The organism is Polynucleobacter sp. TUM22923, from assembly GCF_030295705.1.
Taxonomy (GTDB): Bacteria; Pseudomonadota; Gammaproteobacteria; order Burkholderiales; family Burkholderiaceae; genus Polynucleobacter.
The window spans coordinates 338171-356366 of sequence record NZ_AP027274.1; the positions used below are offsets into that span (position 1 = coordinate 338171).

17 protein-coding genes are annotated in these 18196 nt (G+C 43.9%); 14 read left to right on the plus strand and 3 right to left on the minus strand.

Translation table 11 applies throughout. From position 1 onward, the window contains the following. The first annotated feature begins 37 nt into the window (after positions 1–37). On the plus strand, positions 38–2932 hold the full coding sequence (locus QUD86_RS01835) for an FAD-binding and (Fe-S)-binding domain-containing protein (RefSeq protein ID WP_286297631.1): 2895 nt from the start codon (positions 38–40) through the stop codon (positions 2930–2932). 102 nt (positions 2933–3034) lie between these two features. On the opposite strand, the gene ahpF is transcribed toward QUD86_RS01835, so the two are convergent. Further along, the gene (gene ahpF, locus QUD86_RS01840; protein ID WP_286297633.1) at positions 3035–4579 is read right to left on the minus strand and encodes an alkyl hydroperoxide reductase subunit F; all 1545 of its coding nucleotides are present in this window, start codon (positions 4577–4579) and stop codon (positions 3035–3037) included. Positions 4580–4725: 146 nt separating this feature from the next. Next, positions 4726–5289, minus strand: a complete 564-nt coding sequence (ahpC, locus tag QUD86_RS01845) for an alkyl hydroperoxide reductase subunit C (RefSeq protein WP_286297635.1) — start codon at positions 5287–5289, stop codon at positions 4726–4728. A gap of 443 nt (positions 5290–5732) precedes the next feature. Here ahpC and QUD86_RS01850 point away from each other — a divergent pair, with 443 nt between their 5' ends. The 11 genes from QUD86_RS01850 to QUD86_RS01905 all read left to right on the plus strand — a co-directional run bounded on the left by QUD86_RS01850 (position 5733) and on the right by QUD86_RS01905 (position 15936). After that, positions 5733–6293 (plus strand): YggT family protein, encoded by a 561-nt coding sequence (locus QUD86_RS01850; RefSeq protein WP_286297637.1) that lies wholly within the window; start codon positions 5733–5735, stop codon positions 6291–6293. An 812-nt stretch (positions 6294–7105) separates the two neighbouring features. Beyond that, positions 7106–7309, plus strand: coding sequence for a cold-shock protein (locus QUD86_RS01855; RefSeq protein ID WP_286297638.1), 204 nt, complete (start codon positions 7106–7108; stop codon positions 7307–7309). A 90-nt stretch (positions 7310–7399) separates the two neighbouring features. Further along, positions 7400–7660 (plus strand): translation initiation factor IF-1, encoded by a 261-nt coding sequence (infA, locus tag QUD86_RS01860; RefSeq protein WP_286297640.1) that lies wholly within the window; start codon positions 7400–7402, stop codon positions 7658–7660. A gap of 400 nt (positions 7661–8060) precedes the next feature. After that, positions 8061–10493, plus strand: a complete 2433-nt coding sequence (locus QUD86_RS01865; RefSeq protein WP_286297643.1) for a heavy metal translocating P-type ATPase — start codon at positions 8061–8063, stop codon at positions 10491–10493. Between the two features lie 9 nt (positions 10494–10502). Beyond that, positions 10503–10676 (plus strand): cbb3-type cytochrome oxidase assembly protein CcoS, encoded by a 174-nt coding sequence (ccoS, locus tag QUD86_RS01870; RefSeq protein WP_286297644.1) that lies wholly within the window; start codon positions 10503–10505, stop codon positions 10674–10676. A 97-nt stretch (positions 10677–10773) separates the two neighbouring features. Next, positions 10774–12222, plus strand: a complete 1449-nt coding sequence (gene ccoN / locus QUD86_RS01875) for a cytochrome-c oxidase, cbb3-type subunit I (protein ID WP_286297646.1) — start codon at positions 10774–10776, stop codon at positions 12220–12222. Positions 12223–12226: 4 nt separating this feature from the next. Continuing rightward, complete coding sequence (ccoO, locus tag QUD86_RS01880; protein ID WP_286297647.1) at positions 12227–12877, plus strand: cytochrome-c oxidase, cbb3-type subunit II; 651 nt, start codon at positions 12227–12229, stop codon at positions 12875–12877. Between the two features lie 184 nt (positions 12878–13061). Further along, entirely contained in the window at positions 13062–13988 is a 927-nt protein-coding gene (ccoP, locus tag QUD86_RS01890; protein WP_286297648.1) for a cytochrome-c oxidase, cbb3-type subunit III, read from the plus strand. 15 nt (positions 13989–14003) lie between these two features. After that, positions 14004–15449: a cytochrome c oxidase accessory protein CcoG gene (gene ccoG / locus QUD86_RS01895; protein ID WP_286297650.1), complete on the plus strand. Its 1446-nt coding sequence runs from the start codon at positions 14004–14006 to the stop codon at positions 15447–15449. Between the two features lie 26 nt (positions 15450–15475). Then, positions 15476–15679: a hypothetical protein gene (locus QUD86_RS01900; protein ID WP_286297651.1), complete on the plus strand. Its 204-nt coding sequence runs from the start codon at positions 15476–15478 to the stop codon at positions 15677–15679. Beyond that, a complete protein-coding gene (locus tag QUD86_RS01905) occupies positions 15676–15936 on the plus strand; it encodes a hypothetical protein (RefSeq protein ID WP_286297652.1) in 261 nt (86 codons plus the stop codon). The genes QUD86_RS01900 and QUD86_RS01905 overlap by 4 nt, the downstream gene beginning before the upstream one ends. Here QUD86_RS01905 and QUD86_RS01910 read toward each other — a convergent pair. Then, entirely contained in the window at positions 15933–16700 is a 768-nt protein-coding gene (locus QUD86_RS01910) for a helix-turn-helix domain-containing protein (protein ID WP_286298585.1), read from the minus strand. The two genes, QUD86_RS01905 and QUD86_RS01910, sit on opposite strands and share 4 nt — an antisense overlap. A gap of 78 nt (positions 16701–16778) precedes the next feature. On the opposite strand from QUD86_RS01910, the gene QUD86_RS01915 reads away from it, so the two are divergent. Both QUD86_RS01915 and QUD86_RS01920 read left to right on the plus strand, forming a co-directional pair. Next, a complete protein-coding gene (locus QUD86_RS01915; protein ID WP_286297653.1) occupies positions 16779–17498 on the plus strand; it encodes a sulfite exporter TauE/SafE family protein in 720 nt (239 codons plus the stop codon). A 313-nt stretch (positions 17499–17811) separates the two neighbouring features. Next, positions 17812–18195, plus strand: a complete 384-nt coding sequence (locus tag QUD86_RS01920; protein WP_502928874.1) for a DUF1924 domain-containing protein — start codon at positions 17812–17814, stop codon at positions 18193–18195. Position 18196: the final 1 nt, after the last annotated feature.

Sequence of the window (18196 nt, forward strand, 5' to 3'; positions counted from 1 at the left end):
GCTCTTTGGGGGCGATCAGAACTGACTAGGATTGAATATGGGTGGCATTTCTCAGTGGGAGCAGCTTAACGTTGAGCTGACAGCAGCACTTGGTAGCTCTGTACATTTTGATACAGCTCACCAAGCAGTTTATGCTTCCGAGGCATCGAATTATCGCCAAATACCGATTGGGGTCGTCACCCCTAAAAATACCGAAGAATTTATCAAAGGTATTGAAATCTGCCATCGAAATAAAGCGCCCGTACTGATGCGTGGAGCCGGCACTTCCATGAATGGCCAGACAGTAAATAACGCAGTCGTGTTTGATATTTCAAAATACTGCAATCACATTCTTGCACTAGATCCCTTGGCTGGCTCGGCGACTGTGGAGCCTGGAGTAATTTGTGATTCATTGCGAGATGCAGCAGAAGTCTATGGCTTAACTTTTGCACCAGACCCCTCTACTCATAGCCGATGCACCTTAGGGGGCATGGTAGCGAATAACTCTTGTGGTGCACATTCTGTGATGGCGGGTAAGACATTAGAGAATACGGAAGCCTTAGAAATTCTGACCTACGATGGTGAGCGTTTCTGGGTTGGCCCAACCTCCGATGAGGAGCTCGAGAAAATTATTGCAGCGGGCGGGCGTAAGGGCCAGATCTACCAAGATCTACTCACTTTGCGTGATCGCTATGCCGATTTGATTCGTGCGCGCTTTCCGAATATCAAGCGTCGTGTTTCAGGCTATAACTTAGATCAACTGCTACCAGAGAATGGTTTTAATGTTGCCCGCGCGTTAGTGGGAACAGAAGGGACCTGCGCGCTCACGCTAGCTGCCAAAGTAAGGTTAGTTCGAAGTCCGCCAAAACGAGTGGTCTTAGTACTTGGCTTTGAGGACATCTATGTTGCGGGGGATGCAGTACCGGAATATCAGTCTTTTGGCCCCATTGCCATCGAAGGTTTAGATTACAAGATTATTCGGGGCTTGCAGCAACGTAATTTAGCTAAAGCAGAGATTGATTTATTGCCAGCAGGTAATGCATGGGTTGTCGTTGAATTTGGTGACGATACGATAGAAGGGGCAATTGCCCAAGCCGAAAAAGCTGAGCAATACTTTAAGACCAGAACCAAAGGCCCACAGCCTTCCACCTGGTTGGTTCCTGATGCGCAATTACAAAAGCGTATTTGGTCTATTCGGGAGAATGGCGCTTCTGCGACACATCTTTCGATTGACCCCAAGGGTCCAGATCCAGTTGTGGGTTGGGAGGATGCCGCTGTTGACCCTGCACGTTTAGGCGATTACTTGCGGGCATTTCAGGCGCTGGTTGACTCTTATGGCTATGACACTTCCCTATACGGCCATTTTGGTGACGGTTGCGTCCATGCCCGTATTACATTTGATTTCCGAACCGCAGAAGGGGTGGCTAAATTTAGATCATTCATTCGGGATGCTGCAACGCTAGTGGTCTCTTTTGGGGGTTCATTAACGGGTGAGCACGGTGATGGTCAGGCTAGGGCTGAATTCTTACCGATTATGTTTGGTGAAGAGTTAATGGGCGCGATGCATGAATTTAAACGCATTTGGGATCCACAAAATAGGCTTAATCCTGGAAAAGTAGTTCATCCCTACCGTGTGGATGAAAATCTGCGTATGGGCCCAGAATATAAGATTGTTAATATTAAAACTCGCCTCAATTTCTTGAGTCAAGAAGGTAATGGTTTTCAGAGAGCCGTTGAGCGTTGTGTTGGAATGGGTAAATGCCGTAGCGAGAAGGTTGGCACGATGTGCCCTAGTTATCGCGTTACCAAAGAAGAGCGTTTTTCCACTCGTGGTCGCTCACGACTCTTTTGGGAAATGCTACAAGGTGAAATTATTAAGGATGGTTGGGAAAGCAAAGAGCTCAAAGATGCCTTGGATACCTGTCTATCTTGCAAGGGTTGTAAGAGTGACTGCCCTGTACACGTAGATATGGCCTCCTATAAAGCCGAATTTTTATCCCACTATCACGAGAAGCATGGCAGACCGCGCCAGGCCTTGACAATGGGGCGCATTGGCGATTGGGCTCCGCTCGCTAGCCGGTTTGCTTGGCTGGTTAATACCGTGATGCAAACACCGGGCTTATCGTCTTTTGCCAAGTGGGTTGGCGGTGTGGCCCAAGAGCGTAGTCTGCCTCGGTTTGTGAGCCCCTCCTTCAGTGCTCAATTTAAGCCGGTGGTTCAAAAGGGCGTTGATCAGAAAAAAGTCATTTTGTGGGTAGATACCTTTTGCGAGCACTTTCATCCGGAAGTGGCTAATGCAGCAGTAGAAGTTTTAGGACATGCTGGTTTTGAGGCTACGCTTCCAAAGACCCCTTTGTGTTGTGGCCGGCCTCTATATGACTTCGGTTATCTGGATTTAGCCAAGCAAAAGCTTGAGAAGATACTCGATGCACTGGGTGATCAAATTGATGGTGCCCAAGATTCACCAATAGCAGTAGTGGGACTTGAGCCAGGCTGTATGTCGGTTTTCAAAGATGAATTATTGAAATTTTTCCCGCATGATCCGAGAGCGAAATTGCTTTCATCAAGCACGTATTTACTGGGGGATTTTTTGCATGAACATGGTTACACGCCACCTCCTTTAGATTGCAACATTTTGGTGCACTCACACTGTCATCAAAAATCACTATTTGGTACTAAGGGTGATGTGGCGCTACTGACAGCTTTAGGAGCACAAGTCAATTACATCGATAGTGGATGTTGTGGCATGGCTGGGTCTTTTGGTTTCAATCCAGAGCATGTAGAACTCTCTAAGGCAGTGGGGGAGTTAGTGCTTCTGCCAGCGATTCGCTCTACCGAGCAAGACACCATTATTTTGACAAATGGCTTTAGTTGTCGAGAGCAGATCGAGCAAGAGACCGGCAGGAAGGTTAAGCACTTGGCCGAACTTCTGCAGATGGCCCACCGCGCCTAGATTTGCAATAGGCATGGAAAAAAATAAAAAAATAAAAAAATAAAAGCCCCGAATTGAATTCGGGGTTTTTATTTATGCTGGCTTCAAAGTACCAGCTTTTCTTTATGAACGAATTAAATAATCAAAGGCAGAGAGCGACGCTTTTGCACCTTCGCCCATTGCGATGATAATTTGCTTATAAGGGACTGTTGTGCAGTCACCCGCCGCAAACACACCGGGCATGGATGTTTCGCCCTTCTGATCGACGATGACCTCACCCCGTGGGGATAAGTCGATAGATCCTTTAAGCCAGTCGGTATTTGGAAGCAATCCAATTTGAACAAAAATACCTTCCAGTGCAACGTCATGCATCTGTTGATTAGCCCGATCTTCATATCGCAAGGTAGTTACCTTATTGTCGGCTCCTAAAACTTCTTTACTGAGGGCATTGGTAATAACGGTGACATTAGGCATGCTATACATCTTCTTTTGCAAGACAGCATCAGCCCGCAATTTAGTGTCAAACTCTACTAAAGTGACATGATTGACGATTCCAGCTAAATCAATTGCTGCTTCAACCCCTGAGTTTCCTCCGCCAATCACAGCAACACGCTTACCTTTGTATAGAGGGCCATCGCAATGCGGGCAGTAGGCAACACCCTTACCACGGTACTCTTGCTCACCTGGTACATTCATTTCACGCCAGCGTGCGCCGGTACTCAAAATAACGGTCTTACTTTTGAGGGTTCCACCATTTTCTAGCGTGATCTGAATTTCATCACCGCTCTTACTGAGGGCTGTCGCTTTTTGAAGATTCATGATCTCGACATCGTAAGCTTTGACGTGCTGCTCTAAGGCCATAACTAACTTTGGACCCTCTGTTTCTTGTACAGAGATAAAGTTCTCGATACCGACCGTATCAGCAACTTGGCCGCCAAAACGTTCAGCCAGAATGCCGGTTCTAATTCCTTTTCTGGCGGAATAGATGGCTGCTGAGGCGCCGGCAGGACCGCCGCCAATAATGAGTGAGTCATATAGCGCTTTGGCGCTGAGCTTTTCTGCATCGCGCGCAGCTGTATTGGTATCTAGCTTTGCTGCAATTTCCTCAACAGTCATTCGTCCCTGACCAAATACAGCGCCATTTAAGATAACGGTTGGGACAGCCATGATTTGGTATTGATCTACCAGGCCTTGGAAGAGGGCCCCATCAATCATTTCATGCTCGATATCGGGGTTGATGGCGGACATCAAGTTCAAGGCCTGAACAACATCGGGGCAGTTATGGCACGACAAAGAAATAAAGGTCTGAAAATGGAGCTTTCCAGTCAGCCCTCGAATACTTTCAAGAATGTCTTCCTCTACCTTGGGTGGGTAACCACTAGATTGCAGAATAGCCAAGATAAAAGAGGTCATCTCATGACCCATAGGCAGGCCTGAAAAAGCAATACGCGCTGCCTCATCTACCTTACCTACTGTGAAGCTAGGCGTGTTTATGCTATTGCCTGAGGTGTGAACCGTGATTTTGTCAGACTGCTCCGCTACTTCATTTAATAGCTCAAGCATTTGAGCCGAGGCTGGGCTGTCATCTAGCGTAGCTATAAGAGTGATTGGACTAACAATCTTCTCAAAGTAAGTTTTTAATTGGGTTTTGATATTGGTATCTAACATACGGTGCTTTCTGTACTTGAATTGCAATGTGGTTCTGTGGGTCTTGATGAATCTATTGGAGAGGTGATATGCATCAACCTCTCCAATAGACCCTCCGAAGAGAGTCTGATTGGTATTGACTTACTTAGACTGAAGTACCGCGATCCTTAGATCTTGCCTACGAGGTCTAAAGAAGGTGTCAATGTTGCAGCGCCTTCTTTCCATTTCGCTGGGCAAACTTCACCTGGGTGAGCGGCGGTGTACTGAGCAGCTTTAAGCTTGCGCAATGTCTCTGAAACATCACGAGCGATTTCGTTTGAGTGAATCTCAGCAGTCTTAATGATGCCCTCTGGGTTGATGATGAATGTGCCACGCAATGCCAAGCCATCTTCTTCGATGTGTACGCCAAATGCGCGTGTGAGGGTATGGGTTGGATCGCCAACCAATGGGAACTTAGCCTTGCCTACTGCAGGTGATGTCTCGTGCCATACTTTATGTGAAAAATGAGTATCTGTAGTAACGATGTATACCTCAGTACCCATCTTCTGAAATTCAGGATAGTTTTCTGCAGCATCTTCAATTTCTGTTGGGCAGTTAAAAGTAAACGCAGCAGGCATAAAAATCAGTACTGACCATTTGCCTTTGAGTGTTTCATCGGTGATGGTTACAAACTTACCGTTGTGGAAAGCTTGGGTTTTAAATGGCTGAACAGCAGTGTTAATAATGGACATTTTTTTTCCTATGAGGGTTGAAATATTATTTCGCAACACAATCATTCTAGGCGGTATTTGCATATCTGCATAATAATTTAATTTGATATTCGTAATCTAATTTATAGATAAATAAAATTGCCTATGGATGTCTTTTTAAAGCCAAATGGGCTTACTCGAGCCTTGCTTTCTTTTTGAGCCGGAATCCCGCAAGGTTCTGCATAATAGTGCGATGGTGATGTACGGCATTTTTTGCCTCTTAACACTTCCGAAAAGCCCCCAAGCCATAAAGTTTAGTTTTAGGTTTTCCCGTTTCAAGCACTAAAAATCACTTGAATCGATTAGGTAAATTCAAATGAGTGGACACTCTATGTTTTTAGCGGGATGACGGTCGATCTTAGATGGCTAGCCTAAGAGATTAGTCGGGCTAGCAATCAATTGTATTTTTATAAAGGGTTATCAGCATGATTTTTCAAATATCCAATTTATTACTGCAGGCCTTAGTGACCATTATTGGCGGAGCCTGCCTAATTCGTTGCTATATGCAGTTTTTTCATATTAATTTAGGGCGAGCAGGGGGCTATCAAATTAGTAGTTATTTGCTCAGTCTTACGAACTGGATCATCCTACCCTTACGAAAAGCCTTGCCTAGTGTTGGTAGATTAGACACTGCAAGCTTGGTAGCAGCGTACCTTATAGCGTTATGCAAAATTGGAGTGCTGTGGTTTTTAAGTGGTGCGCCGCTTGCAGTTGGCAGTGTGTTGCTCATGGGGATATTTGAGCTCATTAATCTCTTTTTATCTGGGGTGATTGGCGCTGTATTTATCAGCATCATTCTGTCGTGGTTTGCAGCGACCTCCATTTTTTACTACTTTTTATCTGAATTGACAGAACCCTTATTACAACCATTTCGTAATGTGCTGCCAAAAATGGGCATGATTGATTTATCTCCCCTAGTGCTATTGCTTGCCGTACAAATTTTGCAGGTGGTTGTTGCAAACGTGCAGATGGCTTTGTTGTCATAAAAGGATTGAGTCTAAGAAGTACTTTGACTAATAGACTTTTTAGTGAATTTTGATCGCTGGATCGAGATCATCAGTTTCGAGCGGCGGAATATCGGGTTGATATGTTGTTTTGAGCTGATCGAAAAACTCTCGAACTTTTGCTGTGACAATTCTTTGGTGAGCGTAAACATTTATGATGTTATATACCGGGATACCAAGCTGATCAAGGACGGTTACTAACTTCCCGCACTTTAATTAATCTTGTATCTCCCATGCAAAGTGCCATACCTACTTCAAGTGCCCATATAAATCAGTGTGTTGTATCGGTCAAAAAACAGGTGTGCTATTGACTAAGTTGGGAGATGAGTAGCGTTGTACTCGACCATTTCCCTCTCGAAAAGGGTGAGGGGCGTTTATCTACGATAAATAGTGAGCCAGTCTTTTTGATAGGAGATCAGCATTTAAGCCTTTGAGCCAGTTTTCGCGAAATAGCTTGTTAAAAATGCCATTTGCCGTAGATTCAATAAAGCGCACATTGGCAAAACGACCATTACCACGACTAATATCTACGCTACGAATCTTGCTAGCCCAGTCATATACGTCCTTAAAGAGCCCAAAATGAATGCTCTGAAGCTGGGCAAGGTCAAATTGACCTACTATGGGACTCTCTAGAATATAATATAAACTGCGATTTTCAAGCTAATAGTGTTGTTGTACTAGGGATTAATACCGCAGTTCTGCGTTAGTTCTACTCAGCATTTCCCCGCCATTCTTGACTTTCGCCCTATATGGGGCACAGCCCTCTTTTTTATTTTTTTAAGGAATAGTCAGATATGGCAAACGGAATTGTGAAATGGTTCAACGACGCTAAAGGTTTTGGTTTTATTACCCCTGATGCGGGTGGTGAAGATCTATTCGCTCATTTTTCAGCAATTAATAGCAATGGCTTTAAATCATTGGCTGAAGGTCAGCGAGTTACTTTCGATGAAACGATGGGACCAAAAGGTAAGCAGGCTTCAAATATTCAACCAGCTTAATAAATCAAGCGAATCTAAGGCTTTAATAAGCCTCTTCGTAAAAAGCCCAGTTTTGCTGGGCTTTTTAATTTCCACCCTAGAAAGAATTAAATGGCAAAAGAAGAATTATTGGAAATGGACGGCGTGGTTGATGAGATTCTGCCCGATTCTCGCTTTAAGGTTACCCTCGAAAATAGCCATCAGTTGATTGCCTATACCGCCGGCAAGATGAAGAAAAATCACATTCGTATATTAGCTGGCGATAAGGTTACTGTAGAAGTCTCTATGTATGACTTAAATAAAGGTCGAATTATCTTTCGCCATCTTGAGAAACAACAGCATGCTATCAGTAGGCCAGTTAGGCGTTATTAATTGTAAGCGTCTAGTTAGATCGAAAAATCTAGTCAAAATCTCATAAAAATCAATAGTTTGTAGTGTGAAAAAGTGACTGTGCTGTTGGTTATGGGGCAAAGGCTTGAATTACGGATGTAGATGTATGGCCAAAGTAACGGCGGGGAATTTTGTTTCTTTAATGCTATAAATTCCAATGGCTATTTTTAGATACTCAATAAAGCTACATCAGGTAGTGAATGATATGAGAAGGACTTATTCACCAGCTTCGCAAGAGATTGATATTTAAGGCCATAAATTAAGTCTTTTACCAATCCTCGAACTGTATCCCACTTCGCTTTTGAAGCTAGGTTGACTAAAAAAACATTCGGCTTTTGATTTAGATCAAAAGGATTTGATCTATTTCTTGCACAATAACTTTATGAGTAAAGAGTTAGCCTCAACTTGCTATCACTGCTTAAGCACAACAGAGCCAAAAGAGTTAGTTGAGGCCAGTTTAAGCGGTGTAATGCGCCAATTTTGCTGCGCTGGTTGTATGGCTATTGCCCAAACAATCCATGGCGATGGCTTGTCAATCTTTTATTCCAAGCGTTCGCAAGTGAATATAAAGCCAGAGGCGTACTTAGCCCTCAATGAGATTCCAGAAAAGCTTAAGCCTTATGATGACCTTTCTTTGCGAAATCGATTTACTAGGCCTTATGGGGATACTGGTGTTTTAGAAACTACTTTACGGTTAGAAAAAATCCGCTGCGCTGCCTGTGTTTGGTTATGTGAACATCATTTACGGCGGTTGGTAGGTGTTCTAGATGTCCAAATAAACTACGTTAATCAAAAAGTGATGGTGCGTTTTTCCCCGGAGAAAATCAGCTTAGCTAGATTGCTATTTGAAATTGAGCGCATTGGTTATGAGGCTTGGCCTTTTGAGCCTTCTTTATTGATGGAGAGGGCGAAAGAGGAGAGACGGTCACTGCTTACGCGCCTTGGCGTAGCGCTGTTGGGGACGATGCAAGTCATGATGTATGCCTGGCCTACCTATGTAGGTGCAGATATTGCTTCTGAACATAGTTTGCTATTAAATTGGACGAGCTGGGTACTAACAGTGCCTGTGATGACCTATTCTGCCGGGCCCATATTTCAGACGGCTTGGCGTAGCATGCAGTCTTTTCACAAGACGCATATATTGGGTATGGATGTGCCAATTGCTTTAGCTTTAGCTTTGGCGTTTACGGCGGGCACCATAAACCTCATTAGTGGTACTGGCCAGATCTATTTCGATTCCATCACCATGTTCGTTGCTTTTATCTTAGCCGCTCGTTATGTTGAATTATTGGCTAGACAAGACGCACAAGGAGGAGCGGAGGCATTGGCAAAGCAATTACCTGCAATTTGCGATCGCCTGACTAATTACCCTGGCTCGACGCAAGTAACAATTGTGCCGGTAGTTAATTGCGGGCTAGGAGATGTATTGCGGGTTTCTCCAGGCGACATTATTCCTGTAGACGGTATTTTGATTGAAAACGAGAGCGCTTTAGATGAATCATTGCTGAGCGGGGAGTCTAAGCCGGTTTATAAGAAGATTGGTGATGCTGTTTATGCCGGTACACACAATATTTTAAATCCACTATTGATGAGAGTAGATGCTATAGGTCAGTCAACTCGGATCGCTGGTATTGCGGCGCTTCTGGATAAGGCCTTACTCACAAAGCCAAGAATGGTTAGTCTTGCTGAAAAGTGGGCTGCTTATTTTGTTCTTTGCCTGATATTGACAGCCTTTATTACTGCTGCTGTTTGGTTATGGATTGATCCAAGCAAAGCATGGACGGTACTTGTTTCTGTTTTAGTAGTGAGCTGTCCTTGTGCATTATCACTTGCAGTGCCAACTGCAGTGGCTGCAGCTCAGGGCGCAGTTACTAAGCAAGGACTTCTAATAATTCGTGGGCACGTTATGGAAGAATTGGCAAATGTAACCGATTTAGTATTGGATAAGACTGGTACCTTGACCATGGGGCTGCCTGAGTTATTGGAGATTGTTTATCACAGGGATACTCATACTCGTCACGATGTGTTGGCTTTGGCGGCAGCATTAGAGTCTGGGCAGCGGCACCCCTTAGCACTTGCCTTGCTTCGCGTGGCTGAGAAGGAGGTGATATGCCCCCTGAACTTAGCCGAACCAGTCATGAATCATTTGGGGCAAGGGCTAAGCTCAGGCTCCTATCGACTGGGTAGTGCAAGCTGGATAGGTGTGAAGAAAATAGCGAAACCTGGGCCGTACGGGGAGGTGCATTTAAGTGATGCCAGTGGATTGATCGCTAGTTTTATTTTCTTAGATACGCCACGGGCTGGCTTAGAAAGTTTGTTAAAAGCCGCTCAATCTAGGGGCATTCACGTTCATCTAGTATCGGGTGATGATCCCAACACAGTAGCATGGTGGGCATCGCATGTAGGCATTGAAAGTTATCTGGGGGGATGTACCCCTCAGGGAAAATATGAATATATTGAGGACCTTCAAAAGCAAGGTGCTCTTGTCTGGGCTATTGGTGATGGCGTAAATGATGCGCCGCTCTTAGCGCGTGCAAGCGTATCAGTTGCCATCGGTTCTGGTGCACCATTGGCCGCTGCTGGTGCAGATGCTGTTCTAACGGCAAGCTCTTTGGAGCCATTGGCGCGAGCATTACTACTGGCCAACAAAACTCAGGTCATTATTAAACAAAATCTATTGTGGGCATTAATATATAACCTGATTGCGATTCCATTTGCCATGATGGGCTTAGTTAATCCTTGGATTGCAGGGGTTGGTATGTCTTTATCTTCTTTGGCAGTGACCTTAAATGCTTGGCGCCTCAGAAAGGCATAAACTAAAGAGATGGAAAGTCTTTTCGTTCTCATTCCCTTGTCGCTACACCTTATCGGCCTCTTAGTTTGGATTTTGCGGTGGGCTATTCAGAGTGGTCAGTTTGATGATTTAGTGGGACCAGGTCAATCAATCTTGATGGATGAAGATGCCCCCACTTCACAAAAGGATGACAAAGCCGCTTAGTTTTTGATATAGATCAAATTGATCTATATGCCATATTTGATAATCAAATCAGTCTATGTAGCTTAGTCGATATTTGGTCATCAATAAGGGAGAAACCATGGGGCTTACTGTGGGGGGTAATCAAGATAACTTTAATTACAAAGTTGTCAGCCAATTTGCCATTGTTACAGTGCTATGGGGAATCGTCGGCATGTTGGTGGGGGTTATTCTTGCGGCTCAGCTCGTTTGGCCTGAAATTACTTTCAATATCCCATGGTTAAGTTACGGACGTTTACGTCCATTACATACCAATGCCGTGATCTTCGCTTTTGGTGGCTCGGCGCTTTTCGCTACCTCCTATTACATCGTTCAGCGCACCTGTCAGGTTCGTTTATTTTGCGATAAGTTAGCCGCATTTACCTTTTGGGGTTGGCAGGCAGTGATCGTTTTGGCGGCTATCACCTTACCCTTGGGTATTTCTACTTCAAAAGAATATGCCGAATTAGAGTGGCCTATTGACTTACTGATCACTGTTGTCTGGGTGGCTTATGCAATAGTATTTTTTGGAACCTTAATCAAGCGTAAGACGAAGCATATTTATGTTTCAAACTGGTTTTTCGGTGCCTATATATTGACCATTGCGGTTTTGCATATTGTCAATAATATTGAAATGCCAGCGAGCTTATTCAAGTCATATTCAGCATATGGTGGGGCTCAAGATGCAATGATTCAGTGGTGGTACGGCCATAATGCAGTGGGCTTTTTCTTGACTACAAGCTTCTTAGGAATGATGTATTACTTCATACCCAAACAAGCAGATCGCCCCATTTATTCTTATCGATTATCTATAGTCCATTTTTGGGCTTTAAATTTTACATATATGTGGGCGGGTCCGCACCACCTGCTCTATAGTTCTCTGCCAGATTGGACGCAATCTCTAGGCATGGTGTTCTCTCTCATTCTGTTGGCACCTTCATGGGGTGGCATGATTAACGGCATTATGACTTTGTCTGGCGCTTGGCATAAATTACGAACAGACCCTATTCTGAAATTCTTGGTTGTTGCATTGTCCTTTTATGGCATGTCTACTTTTGAGGGCTCGATGATGTCAATCAAGACCGTCAATAGCTTGTCGCACTATACCGATTGGACTATTGGACATGTACATTCTGGTGCATTAGGCTGGGTAGCAATGATCACTATTGGCTCTTTATATTATTTAATACCGCGCTTGGTCGGTCAAAAAGATATGTACAGCACTAAGCTAATTGAGCTGCATTTTTGGATTGCCACTATTGGTGTAGTTATTTATATAGCAGCTATGTGGATTGCAGGGGTCATGCAAGGTTTGATGTGGAGAGCATTTGAAGCTGATGGCACGCTTACTTATAGTTTTGTGGAGTCGGTAAAAGCAACATATCCTTTTTATGTCATTCGACTTATCGGCGGCTTATGTTATCTAGGCGGTATGTTACTGATGGCTTACAACGTCTATAAAACAGTCGAGCACAAGGAATTTATTGACGCACCTATTCCGCAAGCATTAAACCTCTCTCACCAAGGATAAAAATATGTCAGAACAACGCCGATTTTTTTCCCATGAAACGCTTGAGCGCAATGTAGGTTGGTTAATTATTGCTACTGTTGCCGCTATTTCAGTAGCCGGTCTTGTGCAAATTGTGCCTTTATTTTTTCAGCATACTACTACTGAGCCCAGTCCTGGAGTGACGCCTTATTCGGCTTTGCGTTTAGCTGGACGCGATATATATCAGCGTGAAGGATGTGTAGGTTGTCACTCACAGCAGATTCGCACGCTACGATCCGAAGTTGAGCGTTATGGCCCGTATTCTCTTGCTGGCGAGTCTGTCTATGACCATCCATTTTTATGGGGTAGCAAGCGCACCGGTCCTGATTTAGCCCGTGTTGGCGCAAGATACTCTGACGCTTGGCATCAGATTCATCTAAATAATCCGCGCGATGTAGTGCCTGAGTCCAATATGCCTGCCTATCCATGGTTGGCAAATAATGCCGCTGATGCAAGCTCTATTCAGTCGCACTTACTTGCAATGCGCCGCCTAGGTATTCCCTATACAGATGAGCAAATTGCAAATGCGCCCCAAGAGTTAGAGGGTAAGACAGAATTAGATGCCTTAGTTGCCTATCTTCAAGGCCTTGGTATAAATCGCAGATACATCATCGTTAATGAGGTTGAGACGAAGTAATCAATTGGAATAAATGCCCTATGAATAATATTAACTCCTACCTCTCCGCAATTTCAACTGTACTAGGCCTAGTCTTTTTTTTAGGAATAGTTTGGTGGGCCTGGTCTGCAAAAAGAAAGCCTGCAAATCAAGAATCAGCCGAACTTCCATTTGATCTTCCTGATGAATTTAGCGAGGACAAATCATGAGTGACTTTCTGAGTTCGGGTTGGAGCTTATATATTGCGTTAGTAACGTTGGCCGGTATTGTTTGGTGTATCTGGTTATTGTTTACTCAACGCAAGACTAATGTCATTCTTGCGGATGATGGCGCTGTTGCTGATACAGGGCATGTATGGGACGAGGATTTACGAGAACTCAATAATCCATTGCCCCGTTGGTGGATGTGGATGTTCCTGATGGCCTGTATTTTTGCCTTGGTATACCTTGTTCTATATCCGGGTCTTGGCACATTTCCGGGGCTATTGAAATGGAGTGCTAATAGTGAATTAGTGGAATCAATGACCACTGCAAATGACGATTTGAAGCCAGTATATGCAAAATATGTTGAGATGAATATCGAGCAGGTTGCAGGAGATTCTAAGGCTCGCGACATGGGGCAACGCTTATTTTTAAATTCTTGCGCACAGTGTCATGGTTCTGATGCGGGTGGCTCCAAGGGCTTTCCCAACTTAACTGATGGGGATTGGCTCTATGGTGGCTCACCAGAGAATATTAAAACTACCTTAATCAATGGCCGCTCCGGAGTCATGCCACCATTTCCGCAGTTGGATCAAAAGCAGATAGCAGACGTTGCCAACTATGTCCGTAGTCTGTCCGGTTTGCCTAATAATCAGAGCAGATCTGATCAGGGTGCCGAGGTATTTAAAGCTAACTGTGTAGCCTGTCATGGCGTTGATGGAAAAGGTAATATCTTTATCGGCGCACCTAACCTAGCCGATAATATTTGGCTGTATGGTGGGTCAGAAGCTACCATTGTTGAGACGATCACTAAGGGGCGTATGGCGATGATGCCTGCTCAAGATAAAGTATTGAGCCCTGAAAAACTACACTTACTAACAGCCTATGTTTGGGGGTTATCAAACAATAGACAGACTCCTCTATCCAAGTAATGCATTTTTAGTCAAATGCCAAGAGGAAAAATAATACCGATTGAAGTTATTGAACAATCTTTGTATGAAGTCCGGCAAAAAATATATCCACGTTCAGTCTCTGGGCTCTTTGCACGCTGGCGTCTCATACTGGTCTTGGTTACCCAGCTTCTTTTTTATGGTTTGCCTTGGTTAAGCTTGAATGATCGTCAGGCTGTCCTTTTTGACTTAATTCAGCGTAAGTTTTATATCTTTGGCTTAGTGCTTTGGCCGCAAGATATCATTTACCTGACGCTGTTATTAATTCTTTCAGCTTTGGCCCTCTTTCTATTTACTGCAGTGGCAGGGCGTCTGTTCTGTGGATATGCCTGCCCCCAGACGGTCTATACCGAAATTTTCATGTGGATTGAGCGCAAGGTCGAAGGAGACCGCTTTGCCCGTATTCGATTAGATGGTGAAGAGTGGCCATGGGGGCTCAGAAAGTGGCGCCTTAAACTCACTAAGCACTTTCTTTGGCTCCTGATTGCATTTTGGACTGGGTTTACTTTCATTGGTTATTTCACGCCTATTGAAACGCTTGCTCAATCTATCCTGCATTTAGCGCTGGGGCCTTGGCAATTATTTTGGCTTTGTTTTTATAGCTTTGCTACCTGGGGTAATGCTGGCTTTATGCGGGAGCAAGTCTGTAAGTACATGTGCCCTTATGCGCGCTTTCAAAGTGTCATGGTGGATAAAGATACTTTCTTGGTTACCTACGACAAGGTACGAGGTGAACCACGGGGAAGTCGACATAGGACCGATGATCAGCATGCCTTAGATTTGGGCGACTGTGTCGATTGTAGTATTTGTGTACAAGTGTGTCCTACTGGAATTGATATTCGAGATGGCCTGCAATATATGTGTATAGGTTGTGGTGCTTGTATTGACGCATGCAATCAGGTGATGGAAAAAATAAATTACCCAAAAGGGTTAATTCGCTACACCACCGAACGTGCCATTGAGGGCCAGGAGTTAAATCACAACGCGTTAAAACAGATCTTTCGCCCAAGAGTGCTGTTTTATATTGCGCTTATTACAGTGCTGACCTCATTATTTTTAATTTCCTTAATGATTCGCAATCCCCTGCGAGTAGATGTAATGCGGGATAGGGGTGCCTTAGCACGTGAAGTAGATGGTGTGCGTATTGAGAATATTTATCGCATTCAGATTATGAATGCCTCTGAGCATCCAATGCGGGTTGAGCTGAAGGCTCTAGGCCTAGAAGCCCTTACTATTTTGGATTCAAAAGGAAAAGAAATTACGCAATTTACAGTAGATGCTGCAAGTAATCAATTGATACCAGTGAAAGTTAGTACTGACTTAGATGCGAACAAACCAGGAAATTACCCTATTTATTTCAATATTGCTGCACAGGAAATTATTCAAGATCAGTCGATTGAAAGAGTTCGAAATGAAAAATCAACTTTTATTATTCCCCGTTAATTGGATTTGATTCAGATAGGATATTCATGACTAAGCAGCAAATGATTAAACCTTGGTGGCGACAGTTATGGCCTTGGCTATTAATTAGTGGCCCAGCAGCAGCTATGGTTGCATGCGCAATTACTATTTGGCTAGCATTTAATCTCTATGCGGATAAGCCATTAAGGCAAGGCGTGGTTAAGCAAGGTTTTAAGGTGGAGCAAACCAAAGAAGGGCAAGCTAGAAAATGAAATATCGTTTATTCATTTGGATTTTATGGCCTTCATTCTTAATCTCCGGAATTGCAGAGGGACTGTTATTTACAGCATTTCATCCACAAGACTTATTATTTTTTGGTAGCCATTTACGGATTTCAGATGAGGGAATTTATACCATCGGTTTTTTTGTGATCTGGATTTTTTGCGCTACCTCAAGCGCTCTGACGGCTTATATTTTGCCTGGTATTGAATCGACACCTAGCAAAGAGGTTGACTCTGAACTGTTCTAGTTCTGTGTTGGAGCAAATACAGGTTTACAGTAATTTCTATCGGGATTTTCAATAGCCGCTAGCTCGTATAGTGCATCCATATCGATCAGTTTAATATGGCGTTGCTTGATTTGAATAAGTCCTGCTTCTACGAAGCGTTTGAGCATACGACTGACAGTTTCAATCTTCATGCCCAGATAGCTGCCTATCTCTTCGCGGCTCATGCGTAAATCGAATTCATTATTGAGATAGCCGCGTAGTGCTAAACGATGCGAGAAATTGAGCAGGAAGGTGGCCAATCTTTCCTCGGCACGCATTGTGCCAAGTGAGAGCATATGGCGCTGATCTTGAGTGAGCTCTCGACTCATGATTTGATGGAATTGATTTTGTAAGTCTGGTATTTCATGGGCTAGATCCTTAAAGGCTTCATAGCGAATAATGCAGACTTCACTCTCTTCTAGGGCGATGGCGTCGGATTGATAGCATCCGTTCCCAATGCCATCTAGGCCCATAATTTCTCCTGGTAAATGAAACCCAATGACTTGCTGGCGGCCGTCTTGCAGACAATGTTCTGTTTTGAGGGTGCCAAAGCGAATGCTATACAAGGCGTTCAAGGCTTCCCCATGGCGATAAAGGTTTTCTCCTTTATTGAGGTGAACGCGCTCTTTGATGAGTTCATCAATTCTAGAGACATCGGCGCTTTTAAGCCCAACTGGAAGGCAAAATTGACCCAGCACGCATACTGAGCATTTATTGTTGTGGGTATCGGCTGGCTTGTAATTCATTTTGAGATCACCATCTTGACAGTTTATTCTTATAAGCATGAAGAATCTCTTTTCCCTGCTTTATATTTTAAGTAAGCCATGCTTACTTTGAGCCTCCTAGTAGCAGTTTTTTTGGGCGCACTGCTCAGTGGCTGGCATTGCGCCCTCATGTGCGGCGGTATTGCTGCAGGAATTGAGCGCCCCATAGCCCAAGAAGTTCGCTTGAGGGCTAAATCGGATCTCTTTTATTCCCAACTAGTAATGCATCTTGGGCGCATCACAACATACACCCTTTTGGGCGGACTGGCGGCTTGGTTGGGCCTTATTGTTTGGCAACAAACTATTTTGCCTATTCAGCGATTTTTGTTCGTCATGACTTCAACAATATTAATTTTGATGGGTTTACGACTTCTGTGGGTTAAAAAATCAAGAAACCTTCCTGGTAGCCGATGGTTCAGTACTCAAGTTGCCACTTTTTGGACGAGATATTTTGGACGCTTAGCCACTAAGCCATCACGTTGGTTTAGTGGCATGCTTTGGGGTTTGCTGCCTTGTGGTTTGGTTTACAGCGTTCTCCCACTAGCCTTTTTATCTGGTGACATTCTTACTGGTGCAGCACTACTACTTGCGTTTGGTTTAGGCACTTTGCCCAACTTATTGTTAATTTCTAAATTCTCTGCAGTTTTGACTCAACTTGGTCAATATCCTTGGATACGATATTTTGCGGCTTTATTACTCTTTGCTGCTGGCGGGTGGGGTTTATATCGCGCATGGGTTCTACCACTTGAATTGCTAAGGGGAGGCTTTTGTATTTCTTGAGTGCAATCGCTTGCGACTAATAAATTAAAAGAAGTCATAGCTCTTCAAAAACCCATATAAAGCAATGCGTTAGAGTGCGCCTAAAAAAAGTGTGCCATTGACCAGGCATTGATTTTTTTAGTGGGGTCCAATCTCGAGTCTAGATCAAGGCTCATATAGATACTCAAATATCCGTGCTCTGAAGCATGTATTGTTCGTGGGCTCATAGTTGCATAGTTGCATAGTTGCATAGTCATATTGTGAGTTTCAATTGACCGCCGTATTGTCATATTAAGAGCGCATACTGAAAGTAAGTAAATGCGAAGGAACGAGTATGTTGGTTAACAGATGGGCGCTTTGTATTTTAGTTGGCTTGAGTTTCTCGACAATGGCAGAAACACCGCAAAACTTACTGAAGTCTTATGAGGTTCAATCTAGCAAAGCTTCGCCTGCAAGAGGGGAGCAATTTTTTAATATCAAGCATGGTAAGGAATGGAGCTGTGCCTCTTGTCATGAAGATCCTCCCAATCACGACACTAAACATATTGTTACTGGTAAGGTGATTAAGCCCTTAGCGCCCAGCGCAAATCCTGCACGCTTTACAGATGAAGCCAAGGCAGAGAAATGGTTTAAACGAAACTGTAATGATGTAGTGGGGAGTGATTGCACTGCTCAACAAAAGGCAGATGTCCTTTCTTGGTTAATGACTGTTAAATAAG